21 protein-coding genes are annotated in these 19,507 nt (G+C 60.9%); 15 read left to right on the top strand and 6 right to left on the bottom strand.

Annotated features, from left to right (window positions below; all coding sequences use genetic code 11):
- The first annotated feature begins 13 nt into the window (after window positions 1–13).
- The 5 genes from EFD56_RS15810 to ppk2 all read left to right on the top strand — a co-directional run bounded on the left by EFD56_RS15810 (window position 14) and on the right by ppk2 (window position 5,634).
- Entirely contained in the window at window positions 14–901 is an 888-nt protein-coding gene (locus EFD56_RS15810) for a carbohydrate ABC transporter permease (RefSeq protein ID WP_126905727.1), read from the top strand.
- Window positions 901–1,785, top strand: coding sequence for a carbohydrate ABC transporter permease (locus EFD56_RS15815; RefSeq protein WP_126905728.1), 885 nt, complete (start codon window positions 901–903; stop codon window positions 1,783–1,785). Before EFD56_RS15810 ends, EFD56_RS15815 begins: the two co-directional genes overlap by 1 nt.
- Window positions 1,786–1,792: 7 nt before the next feature.
- Window positions 1,793–2,875 carry an ABC transporter ATP-binding protein gene (locus EFD56_RS15820; protein WP_126905729.1) on the top strand — a complete coding sequence of 361 codons (1,083 nt, stop codon included), beginning with the start codon at window positions 1,793–1,795 and terminating at the stop codon, window positions 2,873–2,875.
- Between the two features lie 83 nt (window positions 2,876–2,958).
- A complete protein-coding gene (locus EFD56_RS15825) occupies window positions 2,959–4,611 on the top strand; it encodes a GMC oxidoreductase (protein ID WP_126905730.1) in 1,653 nt (550 codons plus the stop codon).
- Between the two features lie 108 nt (window positions 4,612–4,719).
- On the top strand, window positions 4,720–5,634 hold the full coding sequence (gene ppk2 / locus EFD56_RS15830; protein ID WP_004670916.1) for a polyphosphate kinase 2: 915 nt from the start codon (window positions 4,720–4,722) through the stop codon (window positions 5,632–5,634).
- Between the two features lie 127 nt (window positions 5,635–5,761).
- On the opposite strand, the gene EFD56_RS15835 is transcribed toward ppk2, so the two are convergent.
- Window positions 5,762–6,637, bottom strand: coding sequence for an aldo/keto reductase family oxidoreductase (locus EFD56_RS15835; RefSeq protein ID WP_126905731.1), 876 nt, complete (start codon window positions 6,635–6,637; stop codon window positions 5,762–5,764).
- A gap of 97 nt (window positions 6,638–6,734) precedes the next feature.
- On the opposite strand from EFD56_RS15835, the gene EFD56_RS15840 reads away from it, so the two are divergent.
- Entirely contained in the window at window positions 6,735–7,646 is a 912-nt protein-coding gene (locus EFD56_RS15840; RefSeq protein ID WP_126905732.1) for a LysR family transcriptional regulator, read from the top strand.
- 120 nt (window positions 7,647–7,766) lie between these two features.
- On the opposite strand, the gene EFD56_RS15845 is transcribed toward EFD56_RS15840, so the two are convergent.
- From EFD56_RS15845 to rpsU, 4 genes are all read right to left on the bottom strand, one after another.
- Window positions 7,767–8,246 (bottom strand): pyridoxamine 5'-phosphate oxidase family protein, encoded by a 480-nt coding sequence (locus EFD56_RS15845; RefSeq protein ID WP_037147559.1) that lies wholly within the window; start codon window positions 8,244–8,246, stop codon window positions 7,767–7,769.
- 61 nt (window positions 8,247–8,307) lie between these two features.
- On the bottom strand, window positions 8,308–8,883 hold the full coding sequence (locus EFD56_RS15850) for an alpha-ketoglutarate-dependent dioxygenase AlkB (RefSeq protein ID WP_126905733.1): 576 nt from the start codon (window positions 8,881–8,883) through the stop codon (window positions 8,308–8,310).
- Window positions 8,884–8,890: 7 nt separating this feature from the next.
- Window positions 8,891–9,085: a hypothetical protein gene (locus EFD56_RS15855; RefSeq protein WP_016736977.1), complete on the bottom strand. Its 195-nt coding sequence runs from the start codon at window positions 9,083–9,085 to the stop codon at window positions 8,891–8,893.
- A gap of 23 nt (window positions 9,086–9,108) precedes the next feature.
- The gene (gene rpsU, locus EFD56_RS15860; RefSeq protein WP_004670929.1) at window positions 9,109–9,342 is read right to left on the bottom strand and encodes a 30S ribosomal protein S21; all 234 of its coding nucleotides are present in this window, start codon (window positions 9,340–9,342) and stop codon (window positions 9,109–9,111) included.
- A gap of 638 nt (window positions 9,343–9,980) precedes the next feature.
- On the opposite strand from rpsU, the gene rapA2 reads away from it, so the two are divergent.
- The 5 genes from rapA2 to EFD56_RS15890 all read left to right on the top strand — a co-directional run bounded on the left by rapA2 (window position 9,981) and on the right by EFD56_RS15890 (window position 14,704).
- A complete protein-coding gene (gene rapA2, locus EFD56_RS15865) occupies window positions 9,981–10,697 on the top strand; it encodes a calcium-binding lectin RapA2 (protein ID WP_037113659.1) in 717 nt (238 codons plus the stop codon).
- A gap of 167 nt (window positions 10,698–10,864) precedes the next feature.
- On the top strand, window positions 10,865–11,053 hold the full coding sequence (locus EFD56_RS15870; protein ID WP_016736975.1) for a hypothetical protein: 189 nt from the start codon (window positions 10,865–10,867) through the stop codon (window positions 11,051–11,053).
- 380 nt (window positions 11,054–11,433) lie between these two features.
- Window positions 11,434–12,930 (top strand): DUF4153 domain-containing protein, encoded by a 1,497-nt coding sequence (locus EFD56_RS15880; RefSeq protein ID WP_126905734.1) that lies wholly within the window; start codon window positions 11,434–11,436, stop codon window positions 12,928–12,930.
- 47 nt (window positions 12,931–12,977) lie between these two features.
- Window positions 12,978–13,682: a response regulator gene (locus EFD56_RS15885; RefSeq protein ID WP_004670945.1), complete on the top strand. Its 705-nt coding sequence runs from the start codon at window positions 12,978–12,980 to the stop codon at window positions 13,680–13,682.
- Entirely contained in the window at window positions 13,682–14,704 is a 1,023-nt protein-coding gene (locus tag EFD56_RS15890) for a sensor histidine kinase (RefSeq protein WP_126905735.1), read from the top strand. Before EFD56_RS15885 ends, EFD56_RS15890 begins: the two co-directional genes overlap by 1 nt.
- Window positions 14,705–14,721: 17 nt before the next feature.
- On the opposite strand, the gene EFD56_RS15895 is transcribed toward EFD56_RS15890, so the two are convergent.
- Window positions 14,722–15,360, bottom strand: a complete 639-nt coding sequence (locus EFD56_RS15895; RefSeq protein ID WP_004670949.1) for a TetR/AcrR family transcriptional regulator — start codon at window positions 15,358–15,360, stop codon at window positions 14,722–14,724.
- A 279-nt stretch (window positions 15,361–15,639) separates the two neighbouring features.
- On the opposite strand from EFD56_RS15895, the gene EFD56_RS15900 reads away from it, so the two are divergent.
- The 4 genes from EFD56_RS15900 (at window position 15,640) to EFD56_RS15915 (ending at window position 19,506) form a co-directional block, all read left to right on the top strand.
- Complete coding sequence (locus EFD56_RS15900) at window positions 15,640–16,203, top strand: TRAP transporter small permease (protein ID WP_126905736.1); 564 nt, start codon at window positions 15,640–15,642, stop codon at window positions 16,201–16,203.
- 10 nt (window positions 16,204–16,213) lie between these two features.
- Entirely contained in the window at window positions 16,214–17,494 is a 1,281-nt protein-coding gene (locus EFD56_RS15905; RefSeq protein ID WP_126905737.1) for a TRAP transporter large permease subunit, read from the top strand.
- Window positions 17,495–17,563: 69 nt separating this feature from the next.
- Window positions 17,564–18,580, top strand: coding sequence for a TRAP transporter substrate-binding protein (locus tag EFD56_RS15910; protein WP_126905738.1), 1,017 nt, complete (start codon window positions 17,564–17,566; stop codon window positions 18,578–18,580).
- Window positions 18,581–18,645: 65 nt separating this feature from the next.
- On the top strand, window positions 18,646–19,506 hold the full coding sequence (locus tag EFD56_RS15915; protein ID WP_126905739.1) for a shikimate dehydrogenase: 861 nt from the start codon (window positions 18,646–18,648) through the stop codon (window positions 19,504–19,506).
- Window position 19,507 lies beyond the last annotated feature (1 nt).

Consider the following 19,507-nt stretch of genomic DNA (forward strand, 5'->3'; position numbering starts at 1 on the left):
AACGAGCTGGCCGATGTCCATCAAACGCAAGCCCAATCTTTCCGCCACCATCGCGCTACTGCCGACATGGTTCGTCGCGATCGTCGTCTTCATCGGCACCATGTCGTGGTCGATCCGGCTATCCTTCACCAATTCGACGCTGTTTCCATCCTCGACCTATGTCGGCTTCGCGCAATATTCGAAGCTCTTCTCCTCCGCCAAGTGGCTGGCATCGCTGCAGAACGTGTTGATCTTCGGCATTCTTTACGTCGCAGGCTGCCTGCTGCTCGGCTTCCTGCTGGCGGCCGCACTCGATCGTAAGATCCGCTTCGAAAGCGCCTTCAGGACGATCTTCCTCTATCCCTACGCCATGTCCTTCGTGGTGACGGGGCTGATCTGGCAATGGATGCTCAATCCGACGCTCGGCATCCAGGCGAGCGTGCGTTCGCTCGGCTGGGAAAGCTTCGTCCTCGACTGGGTCGTCAATCGCGACATGGCGATCTATGCGCTGGTGCTTGCCGGCGTCTGGCAGGGCGCAGGGCTGGTCATGGTCATTGCGCTCGCCGGCATACGCGGCATCGAGGCCGAGCAGTGGAAAGCGGCGCGGATCGACGGCATTCCCATCTGGCGCATCTATGTCTCGATCATCCTGCCGCAGCTCGGGCCGGCGCTGGCGGCTGCCGGCATGCTGCTCGCCATGGGCGTGATCAAGACCTACGACATCGTCGTCGCCATGACCAATGGCGGCCCCGGCAATGCCACCGAGGTGCCGGCGAAATTCATCATGGACAATCTGTTCGGGCGCCAGAACCTCGGGCTCGCCACGGCGGGCGCGACGGTTCTGGTCCTCGGCGTTGTTATCGCAGTCGCGCCGTTCCGCTATGCGATGCACATGCGCAACCGGGCGAAGGGGGCGGCGTGATGACCCAGCGCCATCCGAACGGGCCGAAGCCGTCGCAGATCACGGCGGGGCGCATCGGTCTCTACGCCTTCCTTATCGTTGCAGCACTCTTCTTCCTGCTGCCGCTCTATACGATGGCGGTGACCTCGCTGAAATCCATGGATGAAGTCCGGCTCGGGCAGATCTTCGCTTTGCCGGTAAGGCTCGACTTCTCCGCCTGGGTGACCGCATGGTCGGGCGCCTGCATGGGAACCGTCTGCGTCGGCATTCGCAGCGGCTTCTGGAATTCGGTGGCAATCACCATTCCCGCGGTCGCGATCTCGGTCTTCATCGGCGCCGTCAACGGTTATGCGCTGTCGCTCTGGCGGCCGCGCGGGGCAAATGCGCTCTTTGGCCTGCTGATGGCCGGCGGTCTCATCCCCTACCAGATCTTCCTCTATCCGATGGTTCGCGCCATGGCGAATATCGGTCTCTACAATTCGCTTGCCGGCATCATTCTCGTCCATGTCATCTTCGGCCTGCCGCTGGTGACGCTGCTCTTCCGCAACTATTTCGTCAGCGTGCCGGAGGAGCTCTGCAAGGCGGCGCGGGTCGACGGCGCCGGCTTCTGGCGCATCTTTTTCGAGATCATGCTGCCGATTGCCGTACCGATGGTGGTCGTGGTCTCGATGCTGCAATTCACGGGTATCTGGAACGACTTCCTGCTCGGCCTCGTCTTCGCCGGGCGCGATAACCTGCCGATGACCGTGCAGCTCAACAATATCGTCAACACCACGATGGGCGAGCGCACCTACAATGTGAACATGGCAGCGACGATCCTGACCGCCATCGTCCCGCTTGCCATTTATTTCCTGTCCGGCCGCTGGTTCGTGCGCGGCATCGCCGCCGGCGCAGTCAAGGGGTAACGCTTCCATGCAATCCGCCGTCTCCGTCAAGGATCTGAAGATCGCCTATGGCCACCATACGGTGATCGAAAAAATGTCGATCGATATTGCTCCGCAGGAGTTCCTGGTGCTGCTCGGCCCTTCCGGCTGCGGCAAGTCCACGCTGCTGAATGCCATTGCCGGGCTGCAGGACATCGTTGCCGGCGAGATCTGGATCTCAGGCAAGAACGTCAGCTGGGAGGAGCCGAAGGACCGCGGCATCGGCATGGTCTTCCAGTCCTACGCGCTTTACCCGCGCATGTCGGTGCGCAAAAACCTCTCCTTCGGCCTTCGCGTCGCCGGTCTGCCGAAGGCCGAGATCGAGGCGCGTGTTGCCCGTACGGCTGCTCTCCTCCATCTCGACACATTGCTCGACCGCCGCCCTGCCGAACTGTCAGGCGGCCAGCGCCAGCGTGTCGCCATCGGCCGGGCCTTGGTGCGCGAAGTCGATGTGTTCCTCTTCGACGAACCGCTGTCGAACCTCGACGCCAAGCTGCGCCACGAGTTGCGCGTCGAGATCAAGAAGCTGCATCAAAGCCTCGGCAATACCATGATCTACGTGACCCACGATCAGGTCGAAGCCCTGACCCTCGCCGACCGCATCGCCATCATGCGGGACGGCGTGATCCAGCAGCTCGCCTCGCCGGCCGAGATCTACCGTCGCCCGGCCAATCTCTTCGTCGCCGGCTTCATCGGCGCGCCGGCGATGAATTTCATCGAAGGCCGGATCGAGCGCGGCGGCGCCTCGCCGGTCTTCCGAAGCAGGGAGCTCAGCGTCGATCTTTCCGGCTATGCCTTCAGCCACGCCGCGGCGGACGGACCTGTTACATTAGGTTTTCGCCCCGAGCATCTCGTCCTCGATGGAGCCGCAAGCAGCCTGCCCACCATTCCGGGCCGGGTTTCTGTCGTCGAGCCGATGGGCTCGGATGCCGTCGTCTGGTTCGACTGGGCCGATCAAAGCCTCTCGCTCCGGCTGATGGGGGACGTGACCCTCGAGCCGGGCGATGCCGTCGTTCCCGGGCTCGATATTGCCAAGGCGTCGCTCTTCGACGCCGACGGATCGCGGCTGTGACGCATCATCCCTTTGTTTTCCCGCAATTCCGGACGCGCTGCTCGCCGTTTCGGGGATTGCTCCAGGACAGGATTTGAAAAGACATGTCTGAGATCGTCTATGATGCGCTGGTGATCGGTTCCGGCGCGGCGGGTTCCTTCGCGGTCAGGGAATTGACGGCATTGGGACTGTCGGTGCTGCTTCTGGAGGCCGGTCCCGCCGTCGGACCGAAGGATTTCGACCCCGCGCGCAAGAAGGCGCCGGCAAGCAGCATCAATATCTGGGAGCGTGCGCGGGCCACAATCAAGGGGCAGCCGATCCAGGCACGGGCGGCCTTTTTCACCGAGCGCTTCAGCCATTTTTTCGTCAACGACCGTAAGAACCCCTATACGACGCCGAAGGGCGAGCCCTTCCTGTGGATCCGCGGCCGACAGGGCGGCGGGCGTCTCCACAGTTTCGGCCGGGTGCTGCTGCGCTGGACCGACGACGATTTCAAGATCCGGTCGCGTACCGGAAAGGGCGTCGACTGGCCGGTTTCCTATGACGAACTCACGCCTTTCTACGACGAGGTCGAGGCCTATCTCGGGCTCTATGGCAACAAGGACGATGTGGCGACCCTGCCGGATGGCGTCTATGCGAAGCCGGCGAGCCTGACGCCCGCCGAGCAGATCTTCAAGCAGGCAGTCGAGAGCCGCTGGCCGGAAAGGCACGTCGTCTCCTGGCGCTATATCGCGCCGGATGCCGAGCGCATGCCGCGGCCGCTGCGCGAAGCAAAGGCGACCGGCCGGCTGACCGTCCGCTACGATGCGGTCGTCCGCCGCATTACCACGGACGAGAAAACCGGCCGCGCCACCGGCGCGGAATTCATCGACCGGAATACAAGGGAAGTATCAACGGCTAGCGCCGCAATGGTGGTGCTGTCGGCCTCGCCGATCGAGAGCGTGCGGCTGCTCCTCAATTCGGCTTCAGCCCAACATCTCGACGGCCTTGGAAACAGCTCGGGTGTCCTCGGCCGCTATTTCATGGATCAGCTTCCTTGCCTGGCCTTCGGCTCCTTTTCAAAGGCGAAAGGTTGGGCACCCGACGAATCCGCTCCGACCGACCCGTTTTATAACCCGTCGGGTGGGATCTTCATCCCCCGCTTCGGCGAGGGTGATTCCGCCCGCGGCGATTTCGACTACCAGGGCAGCGTCGGCCGGGCACCGGTCTCCGGCGACACCAACGCGCGTCTCGCCTTCTTCGGTTTCGGCCGCATGCTGCCCTATGCCGACAACCGCATCACCCTCGATGTCAGGCGCAAGGACGCTTGGAACATTCCCGTGCCGCATATCCGCTGCGTCATGCAGGCGGAGGAGCAGGCGCTGCTTCGCCGGCAGGAGGAGACGCTGATCACGATGATCCGGGAAGTCGGTGGCGAACTCGAATTCATCGGCTCGCCGACTGGCCTCAAGGAGATGGGCAAGGGCGCCTTCCCCGATGCGGACGCCTTCAGCCGTTTCATGTTCCGCACATGGTTCCGCAAGACCATGTGCATGGGCGCGGCAATTCATGAAACCGGCGGTGCGCGCATGGGTGAAAGCCCGGAGGCATCGGTGCTCAACCCTTATAACCAGGTCTGGGATGCGCCGAATCTCATTGTCACCGACGCCAGCGCTTTCCCCGGCAGCGGCATCGCCGGCACGACGCTCACCGTCATGGCCCTGACGATCCGCGCTTGCCGAAACCTAGTCGACCGGTACCGGGCCGGCCAGCTTTAAGGCCTGCTTGGAACGAGAGACGCGGGTAACCGTTTCAGCTCGATCAGTGGTCGTCATATAACCTTCGCACTGACATGCTCCTGTCAACAAAAGCAGGAAGGAAAACCCATGTCTCAGACACATCAGGACCAGCTCAACCGGATAAAGGCCGAGATCGCCGACAGCTTCGATGAGGAGCTGGAAATGCAGATGGAGGAGGACCGGCTGGACGATCTGGTCGCCGAGGGAATGTCGGAACCGGCCGAGCAGACGCTCGAGCGAAAGATCTACTTCCGCGAACTCTTCCGGCTGCAGCACGAGCTAGTACGGCTGCAGGACTGGGTTCAGCACAAGAAGCTGAAGGTTGTGGTGCTTTTCGAAGGCCGGGATTCGGCCGGCAAGGGCGGCGCGATCAAGCGCGTCACCCAAAGGCTCAATCCGCGCGTCTGCCGCACCGTCGCGCTGCCCGCCCCGACCGAGCGGGAGCGTCATCAATGGTATTTCCAGCGTTACGTCCCGCATCTCCCGACTGCCGGCGAGATCGTGCTCTTCGACCGCAGCTGGTACAACCGCGCCGGCGTCGAGCGGGTGATGGGCTTCTGCACCCCCGATGAACTCGAGGAGTTCTTCCGCTCGGTCCCGGAATTCGAACGCATGCTGGTCCGCTCCGGCATCGTGCTGATCAAATACTGGTTCTCGATCACCGACGAGGAGCAGGAATTCCGCTTCAAGATGCGCATTCACGATCCGCTGAAGCAGTGGAAGCTTTCACCGATGGACATGGAAAGCCGCGTCCATTGGGAAGAGTATACCAAGGCCAAGGAAGAAATGCTGGCGCGCACGCACACCAAGGAAGCGCCTTGGTGGGTGGTGCAGGCCGTGGACAAGAAACGGGCGCGGCTGAACTGCATCGCCCATCTTCTCGAGCAGATTCCCTATGAGGATGTGCCGAAACCGGAGATCCAGCTGCCGGACCGCATCCGCCACGCCGACTACACCAGGGCGCCGGTGCCGCCTGAAATGTGCGTACCGGAGCGTTATTGAAGCAATAGCCGCAACGGACTTTCACGGCCGCAGATGACGAGCGGACACCAATTCGCTGATGGTTTCGGCTATTGCTACACCACGTGTGAGCGTCGTTGTGGCAATAGCTCTTGGCCTTTGAATGCGATCAGGCGGCAATGTTTCCGATCTGATTGAGCTCGTCGATAACCTCATCCGGCAGAACAAGCGCGGCAGCGGCAAGGTTCTCCTTGAGATGGCCGACGGACGAGGTGCCGGGGATCAGCAGGATGTTCGGCGCTCGGCGCAGCAGCCATGCGAGCGCCACCTGCATGGGCGTCGCATCAAGGCGTGCGGCGACATCGGACAGGGTGGATGACTGCAGCGGGCTGAAGCCGCCGAGCGGGAAGAAGGGCACATAGGCGGTGCCGTCTCGGGCGAGCTCGTCGATCAGGCGATCGTCGGCCCGATGAGCCAGATTATACTGGTTCTGCACGCAGATGATCTCGGTGACCCCGCGCCCTTCGGCGATCTGCTTCGATGTGGCGTTGCTTAGGCCCACGTGACGGACCAAGCCCTGCTGCTGAAGGTCGGCAAGTACCGTCAGGGGTGCTTCTATCGAGCCTTCGGCAGGGCCATGAATGTCGAACATGATTCTGAGGTTGACGACGTCAAGCACATCCAGGCCGAGGTTGCGGAGGTTGTCGTGTACGGCTTGCGTAAGCTCTTCCCGCGAGAAGGCCGGAATCCAGGATCCGTCGGCGCCGCGCCGCGCGCCGATCTTGGTGACGATGACGAGATCATCGCGATAGGGGTGGAGGGCTTCGCGGATGATCCGGTTGGTGACTTGCGGGCCGTAGAAATCGCTGGTGTCGACGTGATTGACACCGCTGGCAACCGCCTCGCGCAGCACCGCAAGCGCGGCGCCGTGATCCCTGGGCGGGCCGAACACGCCAGGCCCGGCGAGTTGCATGGCGCCATACCCAAGTCGTTTGACGGTGCGGTCGCCGAGATTGAAGCTGCCGGCCTGATCGATAATGGACATGATCTCACTCCTTTCAAGAGATGCGGCCAAGACTACGCCTTGGCGGGTCGTATGATAATCGGCTACAATCAGTACAGGCCGTGCGGAGTGGCGAACAGTGAAAGCAGATTTGAGCGATCTCAATGCCTTTGTCGCCGTGGCGCGGGCCGGCGGTTTTCGCGAGGCGGCGCGGGGCAGCGGCAGCAGCGCCTCCTTCCTGAGCGAAGCGGTGCGTCGCCTCGAGGCTGAGCTCGGGGTCAGACTGCTGAACCGCACGACGCGTAGCGTCGTTCCAACGGAAGCAGGCAAGGGCCTGCTGGAACGGCTTGGCCCTGCCTTGACGGAGGTGGAGGCCGCGCTCGACGTGGTCAACCGATTTCGCGACAGGCCAGCCGGTTCGCTGCGGCTCAATGTACCGGTCAGCGCGGCGCGCCTGGTGCTGCCAGCTATCATTCCGCCATTCCTCGCCGCCTATCCCGATATTCGCCTCGAGATCGTCGCCGAGGAGAGCTTCGTCGACGTGCTTGCTGCCGGATGCGATGCCGGCATCCGCTATGACGAGCGGCTGGAGCAGGATATGATCGCGATACCGATCGGGCCGCGCCGGCAGCGCTTTGCCACCGCCGCGTCGCCGGCCTATCTCGACCGTCATGGCCGGCCGCAACATCCGGGCCAACTCCTCGACCACGCCTGCCTGCTGGGCCGTTTTGACAGCGGTGCGCTGACGACGCCCTGGGAATATGAGCGGGACGGCGAAGTGGTGCGGGTCGAACCATCGGGACCATTGATCGTCAAAGTCGGCGGGGCGACCGATCTGTCTGTCGACGCCGCCATAGCGGGCACGGGCGTAATCAGCATTTTCGAAGACTGGCTGCGCCCGTATTTTGACAGCGGCGTTCTCGAGCCAATTCTCGAGCCCTGGTGGCAGCGCTTTTCCGGGCCGTTTCTCTATTATCCCGGACGGCGCCTGGTGCCCGCCCCGCTCCGCGCCTTCATCGACTTCGTCAAGGCGTCAGCCAGCCCGGCTTGAACGAAGTTGCCCGGCGTTAAACCGCGTCGCGACCTTTCAGACTCGCTCCCTGCGCGTTAGTTCTTTATTTTCTCGCATGTCGTTGAGGCAAAACCGCTGCACACTTTTGTACGGCATGCTTTAGAGCTTGACCTCGACGTTGTCGCCCATGTCCGGTTTGCTGTTGGAGACCGCTGCGGCCGCCATTTTGATGTAGCTGATAATCGTGCCTGGGCTGTCCCAATATTCGGCCGAAGACGGGGTAATCTTGAGAATACGGATGGAGGGGTCGTCAGGGTTGTCCCACCATGCCTTTGCCGGTGTCGCCCACAAATCCCTGATCTTCTCGCGATCGTTCTGTACCTCGGCCGTTCCCGATACGGAGACATATTTCTGTCCCTTGGTGTCGGCGAAGGCCAGGCAGACGTTGGGCCAGCGGGCGATCTCATCGTCCTTGTGGCTGGCAAGATCGGTTAGAAAATAGACCGCGTTTTCAAGCTGTGCGCTATAGGCTGACATCGGGCGGGCGCGCAGGCCGTCGCCGTTGCGGGTTGTCAGCATGCAGAAGCCGATCCTGTCGATCAATTCCCACACGCGCGTTACATCGTCATGCTCGACCATTATTATCTCCATCTGTACAAAAGACGGAGTAACCATCTGCTGGCGTCGATGTTCCCGTGGCTTACTGCGCTAACTCTCGGAAGGTGACCGAATAACGCAGACGGTCGACGGGCGGGATCGAATGTTCCCAGAGCTTTCTTGACGCGCCGGCCAGAAGATAGGCTGAGCCGGGATCAAGCACGAACGACTGCCGCTGCCATTTGTCGCCGGTCCGGCGTCTCAGCCTGAAGGTGCAGGACGAAAGCAGCGAAATGCCAACGACCCGGCCGAACACGGATTTGTCTCTGTGCCAGCCAATTGGAGCGCCGGGTGTGTATTCGGTCACGAGAGCCTGCTCGAGCGCCTCCGCGACGATTCCAGCGAAACCTGCGGCGACCTCACGAATGGGAAGCAGCAATGACGGTATCGGCTCTGTTTTCCTGATGCTCTGACTGTCGAAGTCGTATTTCCACCCGAAGGAAACCGTCCTGCGCTTGCCTTCGAACCCATGGAAGTCGAAGGCTTTGAACGGCAGGGCGGGTATCGCTTCGAGAACGGAGCGCTGCAGATCCGGGAGAACGATATCAGGGGAATATCGGAACCCCTCCGGAAAGCGGTCGTCGGCCACACCAAAGAGATCCTGTTGCGCCGTCACCATTCGTTCCTCAATGCACGCTTGGCGTTTCCATGACCATTGCGAAGTCTTCCGCGACCAGTTCGCTGACGGCTATGAGGATTTCCTCCCGTGAAAAGCCGGAGGTCAGCGCACGCTGGATCAGGTCCTGCAGATCCGGCTCGACCACGTCACGGCAATCCTCGAGGCGTTCTTCTGAAACGGCAAGACTATTCAATTCGTCCATTGTCTATCCTTTCGGGAAAGCTATTAACGTGTTGCCGTCTGCTTGCGCCCGGTCAGCAGTCCTTCGCGCTGCATCTTCTTGCGTGCGGCCTTGCGCTGCCGGCTGATCGCCTGGGCTTTTTCTCTGACGCGGCGTTCGGACGGCTTCTCATAGGCGCGCCGTTCCTTCATTTCGCGGAACAGACCTTCGCGCTGCATTTTCTTTTTCAGCGCCCTCAGGGCTTGATCGACGTTGTTGTCTCTGACGAGTACCTGCATTCGCATTCTCCTTGTTGGATGGTGGGTCGATCTCTGTCAGCCGCGTTATCAGGTAAATCAGACCTGCATTCATGGCGGCTAAAAAGGGAAATACCTTTCACGCTCCAGCAGTCTCGGACGGGATCCCGACCCTTGCGCCGGCCGATCAGCGGCCGCAACCGCAGTCGCGATATTTCGTGGTTCAAAGAAATCCTCTGACGGCGGTCGGCGGAATCAGCTCGCTGCTGGGATTGTCCAAGGGCCGCCCGGATGGCGCATGCCGCCGATCCTATTGCGTTCATTCACCTGTCGGCACCGCTTTGAGGGTCCGGTCAGATCGGCTGCGGCCTTAAGGTAGGTGCCAGGGTCACGGATTGCAATGCCGTGCAGCCGCCATAGAAGCAAGCGTCAGAAGAGTGTCGGCAACATAGTCACGGGGCAGGTTCTTTCAAGTTTACCGGGTGTAAATTGGTCGAAATTGCTTCAAATTTGATTGGTGCAGATAACGTATTGGTCGCTTTATGAGCACGCATACACGTTATGGATGAATGTTAACCTTGCGCTAAATACCCCATTGACTTGCATGATTAATAAGTTGTTAAAGAAGCCGCTCGCGAAGGTCAAAATGACCCACTGATAAACAATTTTAGGAGAAACTAATGGCTTCCCCGATTCACGCAACTGACGATAGTGCAACTTTTCAAGAAACCGACGTAATTTCCGGCAATCTTCTTTCCAACGATTCCTCCGACAACGGTCACCTGTTCCTGCGCGCCTTCGACCAGCAGACAGTCGGTGCCAAGCAGGCCGGTCAGATCACCGAAATCCACGGCGATTACGGCACGTTCTTCGTCAAGGCCGACGGCAGCTATACCTATGTTCTGAGCGACGCTGCCAAGATCGGTTTCACCCATGGTGAGACGCTGGTCGAAAAGGTTTCCTACAAGATCTCCGACGGCGCCGGCCACACCGACTTCGGCCTGTTCACCCTGAACATCCAGGGCGTGACCCAGATCAAGCCGGTCGCGGTCGATGACACCTACAGCTTCACCGAAGGCCATGCCATCGGCGGCAACGTTCTGGACAACGACATTGCCGGCGACAACGGCAAGATGTTCCTGCGCCAGTTCCTGAGCACCAAGGTAGACGCCGCTGCGGACGCCGTAACCGACGTTGCCGGCACCTATGGCACGTTCCATGTCAAGTCGGATGGCACGTTCACCTACGACCTGACGGCCGATCTGGATGCAGGCGTGACCTACACGGAAGTTCTTCGTTACTACAAGATCTCCGACGGCGAAGGCCATACGGACACTGCCAAGGTGACGCTCAACATCCTCGGCACGGACGCTCATCCCGACGGCGTCGGTGTTTGATCCGAAGCAATAGATCAGTGAGACAAGACGCCCGCCGCACAATCGGCGGGCGTCTTCGCATCCGCTTTCTTGACACATGCTTTCTGAATATAGTTGCTCGTAATCCTTTTTAGCTAGTTCTTATAAAATCCTCGTGGGCGTAGTCTTGATGTTCGGAGGACACGCCGTTGACCGAACACATCGAACCCAGCCAAATCGAAACGGACGACCTGACGAAAGTCTGGTCCGTCACCGAGTTCTGCGCTCGTCACCATATCGATACCGAGGAACAGGCGCAGCTGCTCAAACTTTTCGGGCCGTTCGCGACCGCCTGCGAACTGCTGCACAATGCCAGACGTGCTCAGCGATTCAGATAATATCCTTTATTCTTCCCTCGCTCTTCTCTGCCGAAGAGGAACGGTTCCGACATACGTCCGGGGTTGGGCTCTGACCGTGCGTTCGCGGGCGACTGCCTAATGTTGCAGTGTGCTCCGCGCGTCTGAACAGACGCGCGGCGCTTTGCGGCAATTTCCTGAATTGCTCCTCGCTTTCTGCACAAAATCTGCAATCCGGCGCGGCATCTTCCCGCCATGAGCAAGAACGCCAGCCCGCCCCGCCCCGCACTCCCCGCTTTGCCGGATCGCCTCCGCAATGACGGATGGTGGCTGACGGAAGAGTCTCAACACACCCCTGCCGCGACGAGATCGGACACCCAGCTGATCGTGATCAGAACGCGGCCTTTGCAAAAGGAGCAGCAATGGATACAGCCGATATTTTGACAGAGCCGATGACGATCAAACGCGGCAGCGGCCGGACCGTGACGCTGCTTGCGCTGGTGGCGCTTGCGGATTTTCTGATCTTTGGCCAGGAGCTCGGGATAAACCTCTTCCTATTTGCGCTCGCCGTCTGCGCCGGCATTCTGTTTTCGGCCAGGCGGGGTCCGCAGTTTTCCATGGCGGCTTTCCTGTTCGGTCTTTTGGTCCTGTCGTCGGCGCCCCTTGTGGAAGCGGCCTCGCTCACGGGCCTCGTCCTCTGCTTCTGCGCACTGATGTCGGTTGCTCTCGTCCGCGCCAGATTGATGCCTCGCCGCCTTACGGGCCTGCCCCTGGTGTTTTTGCGCTTCGCCCTCGTCATTCCCCTACGGCTTGCCGAGAGTATCCGAAAATATTTTGCCACCCCGGCCAAACGATTTTCTTTTGCCGTGGTCCGACAAGGCGTCGGCCTCTGGATCATGCCGCTCGTTCTCGCTGCGATCTTTGTATCTCTCTTTGCTGCGGCCAATCCGCTGATCGAGATCGCGCTGCGCAGCATCGATTTTGCCGTTTTGCTGCAGTTCCTCGATCTTTGGCGGATCGGCTTCTGGACGATGACCGCTATGGTGGTCTGGGCGATGCTGCGGCCGCGCCTGAAGCGTCGCGTTGCAAGATCGCAAGCCGGCAGATCTTTCATGATCGTACCCACCAGGAATGCGCCGCTCGGCCAAGCTTCGCTGTTGCGATCGCTCATCTTGTTCAACGCAATTTTTGCCGTGCAGACGCTTCTCGATCTCGTCTATCTCTGGGGCGGCGCCGATCTGCCCGAGCATATGAGCCACGCCGAATATGCGCATCGCGGTGCCTATCCGCTGATTGCCACCGCACTTCTCGCCGCCGGTTTCGTGCTCGTCGCCATGCGCCGCGGCGGCCCCGGCGATCATAGCGCACTGATCCGCGGCCTCGTCCATGCCTGGATCGGCCAGAATGTTCTGCTCTGCCTGTCGTCGATGCTGCGGCTCGGGCTTTACGTCGAGGTCTATTCGCTAACGGAACTGCGTGTCGCTGCCGGTCTCTGGATGGGCCTCGTCGCCATCGGCCTTGTCTTGATCCTGCTCCGGATTCTGTTCAACCGTTCCAACGCGTGGCTGATCGCCGCGAACCTCGCCTCGCTCCTTATCGCTCTCTACATCAGTTCCTTCATCGATTTTCCGGCTTTCATCGCCCGCTTCAATGTCGCCCATAGCCAGGAGGTCAGCCAGGAAGGCCCGCCGCTCGATCTTGCCTATCTCTCTTCGCTCGGCCCTTCCGCCATTCCGGCGCTCGATCGCTATATCCGGATGCTGCCGGATCACCTGATCGACAAGAAGAGCGAAGCGATGACGGTTCGTTACCATCTCTCCAGGAATTTTGAGATCCGCCGGCGCGACTGGCGGAACTGGACCTTCCGTTCCGCACGGCTGGAGAGCTATCTCTTGTCTTCTGCGACCATTGCAAGATAGGACGAGAACGACGACAACAGGCACGACAAACCAACACAGGACCGGTGATGGCGCCCCGCATTCTCGTCGTCGATGATGAACCTCACATTCGCGATGTGATCTGTTTTGCTGTTGAGCGCGCAGGCCTGACACCGACGGCTGTTCGCAGCGGCTCCGAAGCGATGGCGGCCTTCCGCCGCGGCAATATCGATCTGATCATTCTCGATATTGGCATGCCCGATATGGATGGTCTGGAGGTCTGCCGCCAGATCCGCAAGACATCGGGATTGCCGATCCTGTTCCTGTCCGCCCGCGACGAGGAGATCGACAGGATATTGGGGCTCGAAATCGGTGGCGACGACTATGTCACCAAGCCTTTCAGCCCGCGTGAACTCATCGCGAGGGTCAAGGCGATATTGAAGCGAAGCGGCAACGGGGCGGCGCCCGGCAGACGCCATGCCGCCCTTGTCGCCGGCGAGATCAGCCTGGATCGCCACGGCCGGACCGTCATGTTCGGCGACAGCGCCCTCGCGATGACGGCCTTGGAATTCGCGATCCTGGAAGCGTTGCTGTCGCGTCCCGGTATGGTCTTCAGCCGCGAACAATTGATGCAATCGGCCTACGGCGCAGGCACCTACGTCGCCGACCGGACGATCGACAGCCATATCCGCAACATTAGAGCCAAATTCACGGCGGTCGGCGGTACCGGGATCATCGCGACTGTTCACGGCATCGGCTTCAAGCTAAGCGGTGAAATCGGGAGGAAGGCCTGATGCCGGCGCTGAAAGTCAGGGTGAAATGGCGGCCGAGGCTGGCGCTGATCGTCTATGCCGTGCTGCTCGCCGTGATGGCGCTGCCGATCCTGATCGTCGTCTGGTTTCGCGCCGTCGAGGCGAGTTCCGACCGGATGGCGCCAGCGGAAATCGGAGCGCTTGCGATTGTCGCAATCCTGACGCTCGGCATTGCCTATGTGCTGACCCGCACCATCACCGGGCCGATCGACGCCCTGATCGCCCGCACGGAAGAGATCGCTCGCGGTGGCAAGGCGGCAATCCGTCCGCTCGACAGCTATGGTACACGGGAGATCGCGCTGCTGTCGCAAAGCTTCCTCGATCTTGCCGGAAAACTGGTCGACCGCACGGACTATGTCCGCTCCTTTGCCGCCCATGTCTCCCACGAGTTGAAATCGCCGCTGACCGCCATCCGGGGAGCGGCGGAACTTCTGCGCGATGACGATGCCGAGACGCCGATGACGACAGCGCAGCGTTTGCATTTTCTCGACAATATCGTCGCCGACGCTGTCCGGCTCGACGCATTACTGCAGCGGCTGCGGGAACTGGCGCAGGCGGAAACGCCTGTGAACGAGGGCAGAAGCAGTGTTCCCAGCATCATGACTTCACTGCGCACGCGCTTTCCCGCCCTTGATATTTCGGCGGCCGGAGATGCGGAAATATCGATCGCGCTCCCAAATGAAGCAGCCGTCATTGTCTTCGCCAACCTGGCCGAAAACGCCTTACAGCACGGCGCCACGCTGTTGGAATTCGCAATATCGGCCGACGACCGCAATGTCGTCTTTCTCGTCCGGGACGACGGCAGCGGTATTTCCGAGGCAAATCGCGAACGCATCTTTCAACCGTTCTTCTCGACCCGCCGCGAACAGGGAGGCACAGGCATGGGTCTCGGTATCATCCGCGCCATGCTGAGTGCTCATGGCGGCAAGATCCGCCTACGACCGACGGTTGGCGCCGGCGCCGAGTTCGAAATCACGCTGCCCGTGCCATCGCCGCGCTGTTGAGGTGGAACTTCCTGCCCTCAGCTTTTCAGATAGCTGACGACAGCGTCGGCAATCATGCCGCGATGGCGCTCGATGGTATCGCCGTCCGAGAGATTGCGCCTGAAGATCGTGCCGAACGTATACCGGTTGGAAACGCGGAAGAAGCAGAAGGCGCTGATCATCATGTGAATGTCGATCGGGTCGGCCTTGCGCCGGAAGACTCCGCGGTCGAAGCCACGCTCCAATATGCCGGCGATGGTTTCGATGACCGAAACATTGAGATCGCGAATCGCCTCCGAACGAAGCATATGCGCGGCGTGATGAATGTTCTCGATGCTGACCAAGCGGACGAAATCCGGATTGGCCTCATCATGATCGAAGGTCGTTGAGATCAGAGTCCGCAACGCCTCTTCCGGTTCGAGATTGGACAGATGCAGATCGGCTTCCAGCGAGCGAATCTTGCGATAGGACTGCTCCAGGACGGCAAGGTAGAGCCCCTCCTTGCTGCCGAAATAATAATAGATCATCCGCTTCGACGTGCGCGTCTTTTCCGCGATCGAGTCGACACGGGCGCCGGCGAGCCCATGGGTCGAGAATTCCTCAGTCGCGACAAGGAGGATGTCTTCCCTCGTCTGCTGCGGATCATTCTTCCGGCCGTTCTCGCCCCGTTCCGCCATAAGCCTGGTCGCCAGCCCTTCTAAACTTTTGTTTCGCCGTCGGAATTTCGGCCTTCAGAGGCATTCGAAGCAGATGCTCCGGTCTCACTGCTCACCAGTCTTATTCACGTTGGCGGCAGGTTTCAATAGATGGCGCTTGACATACGAACTAGTTAGTACATTTTTAAAGGGCAGCGGTAAGGGAGTTGATCGTGGCGCAATATCTTGGTCGGACATGCAACAGCTTGTCCGGTGACGGTCGATGGCCTGTGCAGCAAAGGCCACGCTTGGGAGGAGCGAATGACCCGTATCATCGATTTTTATTTCTACGCGCTGAAGATGACGATCGCTCTGCTGCTGGCGGGGATGGTCGTGCTCGTTTTCGGCAATGTCGTGCTTCGTTACGCCTTCAATCAGGGCATCACCTCGTCCGAGGAGCTGTCGCGCATCTTCTTCATCTGGCTGACTTTCCTCGGCGCCGTCGTGGCGATGCGTGAGCACGCCCATCTCGGGGTCGACTCCCTCATCACCCGCCTGCCGAAACCTGTCGCCAAGCTCGCGGTGCTCTTGGGTTACGGCATGATGCTGGTCGCCACTTGGCTGATGATCAGCGGCAGCTGGTCCCAGACGCTGATCAATCTTCACGTCTCGGCGCCGGCGACCGGCATTTCGATGGGCGTCTTCTACGGCGCGGGGCTCGCCTTCGGCGTGCCGGCCTTTTTCATCCTGCTCTGGGACGCCTATGCGATCGCGACCGATCGCATCGATGTGACGACCGCCGCACTCGTACGTGACAGCGAGGAACAGGCCGCACTCGAAGATCCCGCGCAGACCGCCTTTTCCGTTCTGAAGCCAAAGCACTGAGGCCGCCGTCATGACCGTCACCATCTTCCTCGGCGCTCTTCTCGGTCCGATGGCGCTCGGCGTGCCGATCGCCTTTGCTCTCATCATCACCGGCGTGGCGCTGATGTTGTATCTCGGCATGTTCGATGCGCAGATCGTCGCGCAGAATGTGCTGAACGGGGCCGACAGCTTCCCGCTGATGGCCGTGCCCTTCTTCCTGCTGGCCGGTGAGGTGATGAACACCGGCGGCCTTTCGCGCCGCATCGTCAATCTCGCCATGGCCATGGTCGGCCATATCAGGGGCGGTCTCGGCTTCGTCGCAATTTTCGCGGCCTGCATACTCTCCAGCCTTTCCGGTTCCGCGGTCGCCGATGCAGCGGCGCTTGGCGCCCTGCTCTTTCCGATGATGCTGAAATCCGGCCACGATCCGGCCCGCGCCGGCGGCCTGCTCGCCTCGGCCTCGATCATCGGTCCGATCATCCCGCCGTCGATCGGCTTCATCCTCTATGGCGTCATCGGCGGCGTTTCGATCACCAAGCTGTTCCTGGCCGGCATTTTCCCGGGCCTATTGATCGGTGCTGCCCTTTGCATCACCTGGCTGATCGTGGCGCGCAAGGAGCAGTTCGCCCTGCCGCCGAAGCAAAGCGGCGCCGTGCGGATGAAGGCTTTCGTCGACAGCATCTGGGCGCTGATGCTTCCCGTCATCATCATCGTCGGCCTGAAATTCGGCGTGTTCACGCCGACGGAAGCCGGCGTCGTCGCCGCGGTCTATTCGCTCTTCGTGTCGATGGTCGTCTATCGCGAACTGCCGCCGTCGCGGCTGTTCGAGGTCTTCGTCGCCGCGGCCAAAATCACCTCGGTGGTGATGTTCCTGGTGGCCTGCGCCGCCGTTTCCGCCTGGCTGATCACCGTTGCCGACGTGCCCGGTGAACTCGCCGGCCTCGTCGAACCGCTGATGGGCAACCAGACGCTGCTGCTGCTTGCCATCATGGTGCTCATCGTCGTCGTCGGCACCGCCATGGACATGACGCCGACGATCCTGGTGATGACGCCGGTGCTGATGCCGATCATCAAGCAGGCCGGCATCGACCCGGTCTATTTCGGCGTGCTGTTCATCATCAACAATTCGATCGGGTTGATCACGCCGCCGGTCGGCACGGTGCTCAACGTCATCTGCGGGGTTTCGAAGCTATCGATGGAAGAGCTGATGAAGGGCGTGATCCCCTTCATGATCGCCGAGCTGGTCGTTCTGTTTCTGCTCGTCCTTTTTCCTGAGCTGGTGACCGCTCCGGTCGCCTGGTTCGGACACTGACTTCGCCGATAACGGCGGTGAATTGCAACGCGGCCGGAGGAGACGCCGGCTCTATTCTGGGAGGAAAACATGCTGAATAGATTGACAAAACTGGCGCTGGGACTAGCCCTGCCGATCGCCTTGCTGGCAGGCGGCCCTGCTATGGCCGAAATCCGCGAGCACAGCCTCAAATTCGCTGCCGCCAACAACAAGGGCCATCCCCAGGTCATGGGCATGGAGAAATTCGCCGAGCTGGTGAAGGAAAAGAGCGGCGGCAAGATCGAGGTCAAGCTGTTTCCGGGCGGCGTGCTCGGCGGCGACGTCCAGACGGTATCGGCTCTGCAGGGCGGCGTCATCGAGATGACGGTGCTCAATGCCGGCATTCTCTCTAGCAACGTCAAGCAGTTCGGCGCCGTCGATCTGCCCTTCCTCTTCAACAGCGGCGAAGAGGCCGACAAGGTGATGGACGGCGCCTTCGGCACCGGCCTGATGAAGCTGCTGCCCGATACCGGTCTCGTCGGCCTCGCTTATTGGGAGCTCGGTTTTCGCAACCTGACCAACAACCGTCATCCCGTCACCAAACTCGAGGATATCAAGGGCCTGAAGATTCGCACGATCCAGTCGCCGATCCCGATTGAGCTCTTCAACAGCCTCGGCGCCAATGCAGTACCCCTGCCCTACACCGAGCTCTATACCGCGCTCGAGACCGGCACCGTCGATGGTCAGGAGAACCCGGCCGCCAACATCATCAACGCGAAGTTCTTCGAGGTGCAGAAGTACATGACGGTGACCCGTCACCAGTACAATCCGCAGATCGTGCTCATCAGCAAGAAGTTCTGGGACGGCCTGAATGATGAGGAAAAGGCTGTCTTCCAGTCGGCCGCGACGGAAGCCCGCGACTATCAGCGCAAGGTTTCGAGGGAGCTCGATGCCAAGGCGATCGAGGAGATCAAGAAAACCGGCATGGAGGTCGCCGAACTCAACCCCGAAGAGACGCAGAAACTGCGCGACGCCGTCAAGCCACTGATCGACAAGTTCGCCGGCCAGATTGGCGCAGAGACCGTCACGCAGCTCTTCAAGGAGCTCGACACGGTTCGCGGCAAGTAGGCAAATCGCGGGCCCGCAGCGACCCTGCGGGCCCTCCCAGCACGACAAGAAATGGGAAATGGTCTATGGCCGAGACACTGCTGAAACCATTGAAGGCCGGGCTGATCGGCGCCGACATCCAGGCCTCGCTGACGCCTGCCATGCATATGCAGGAAGGTGCGGCGCAGGGGCTGGACTATGCCTATGAACTGATCGACCTCACCAGGCTGAACGCGTCGCCGGCCGATCTTTCCGGGCTCATCGAGGATGCCGAGGCGCGCGGCCTTGCCGGCCTCAACATTACCCATCCCTGCAAGCAGCTCGTCATTCCCCTGCTCGACGACTTGTCGCCCGAGGCCCGCGCGCTCGGGGCCGTCAATACCGTCGTCCTGAAGGGCGGCCGGCGTTTCGGTCACAATACCGACTGGTGGGGTTTTGCCGAAAGTTTTCGGCGCGGGCTGCCGCAGGCCGACCTTTCCGCTGCCGTGCAACTCGGTGCCGGCGGAGCGGGTGTTGCGACCGCCTATGCGATCCTGACACTCGGCCTTGAGCGTCTGACCGTCTTCGATCGCGAGCATGAACGCGCCGTCGATCTGGCAGAAGCGATGTCCGCGCTCTTTCCCGGCGCGGCGATTGCTGCCGGCCGCGACCTTGCCGTCGCGATGCAGGGCGCGTCCGGGTTGATCCACGCGACGCCGACGGGCATGGCGAAATACCCTGGTGTGCCGCTTCCACCGGAACTCCTGGAATCGCGGCATTGGCTCGCCGAGATCGTCTATTTCCCCCTGGAAACCGAACTACTGCGGCAAGCAAGAACGCGCGGTTGCCGAACGCTCGATGGCGGCGGCATGGCGGTCTTCCAGGCCGTCGGCGCCTTTCGTCTGATCACCGCCAGGGAGCCCGATGCCAGCCGCATGCTGATGCATTTCAAGACGATGACAACATAAA

Origin of the sequence: Rhizobium phaseoli, assembly GCF_003985125.1 — a bacterium.
Classification (GTDB): Bacteria; Pseudomonadota; Alphaproteobacteria; order Rhizobiales; family Rhizobiaceae; genus Rhizobium; species Rhizobium phaseoli.

Coding starts and splice junctions, on each gene's coding strand:
- EFD56_RS15810 (WP_126905727.1), top strand. CDS start 14: ATGTCCATCAAACGCAAGCCCAATCTTTCCGCCACCATCGCGCTACTG.
- EFD56_RS15815 (WP_126905728.1), top strand. CDS start 901: ATGACCCAGCGCCATCCGAACGGGCCGAAGCCGTCGCAGATCACGGCG.
- EFD56_RS15820 (WP_126905729.1), top strand. CDS start 1,793: ATGCAATCCGCCGTCTCCGTCAAGGATCTGAAGATCGCCTATGGCCAC.
- EFD56_RS15825 (WP_126905730.1), top strand. CDS start 2,959: ATGTCTGAGATCGTCTATGATGCGCTGGTGATCGGTTCCGGCGCGGCG.
- ppk2 (WP_004670916.1), top strand. CDS start 4,720: ATGTCTCAGACACATCAGGACCAGCTCAACCGGATAAAGGCCGAGATC.
- EFD56_RS15835 (WP_126905731.1), bottom strand. CDS start 6,637: ATGTCCATTATCGATCAGGCCGGCAGCTTCAATCTCGGCGACCGCACC.
- EFD56_RS15845 (WP_037147559.1), bottom strand. CDS start 8,246: ATGGTCGAGCATGACGATGTAACGCGCGTGTGGGAATTGATCGACAGG.
- EFD56_RS15850 (WP_126905733.1), bottom strand. CDS start 8,883: ATGGTGACGGCGCAACAGGATCTCTTTGGTGTGGCCGACGACCGCTTT.
- EFD56_RS15855 (WP_016736977.1), bottom strand. CDS start 9,085: ATGGACGAATTGAATAGTCTTGCCGTTTCAGAAGAACGCCTCGAGGAT.
- rpsU (WP_004670929.1), bottom strand. CDS start 9,342: ATGCAGGTACTCGTCAGAGACAACAACGTCGATCAAGCCCTGAGGGCG.
- rapA2 (WP_037113659.1), top strand. CDS start 9,981: ATGGCTTCCCCGATTCACGCAACTGACGATAGTGCAACTTTTCAAGAA.
- EFD56_RS15880 (WP_126905734.1), top strand. CDS start 11,434: ATGGATACAGCCGATATTTTGACAGAGCCGATGACGATCAAACGCGGC.
- EFD56_RS15885 (WP_004670945.1), top strand. CDS start 12,978: ATGGCGCCCCGCATTCTCGTCGTCGATGATGAACCTCACATTCGCGAT.
- EFD56_RS15890 (WP_126905735.1), top strand. CDS start 13,682: ATGCCGGCGCTGAAAGTCAGGGTGAAATGGCGGCCGAGGCTGGCGCTG.
- EFD56_RS15895 (WP_004670949.1), bottom strand. CDS start 15,360: ATGGCGGAACGGGGCGAGAACGGCCGGAAGAATGATCCGCAGCAGACG.
- EFD56_RS15900 (WP_126905736.1), top strand. CDS start 15,640: ATGACCCGTATCATCGATTTTTATTTCTACGCGCTGAAGATGACGATC.
- EFD56_RS15905 (WP_126905737.1), top strand. CDS start 16,214: ATGACCGTCACCATCTTCCTCGGCGCTCTTCTCGGTCCGATGGCGCTC.
- EFD56_RS15910 (WP_126905738.1), top strand. CDS start 17,564: ATGCTGAATAGATTGACAAAACTGGCGCTGGGACTAGCCCTGCCGATC.
- EFD56_RS15915 (WP_126905739.1), top strand. CDS start 18,646: ATGGCCGAGACACTGCTGAAACCATTGAAGGCCGGGCTGATCGGCGCC.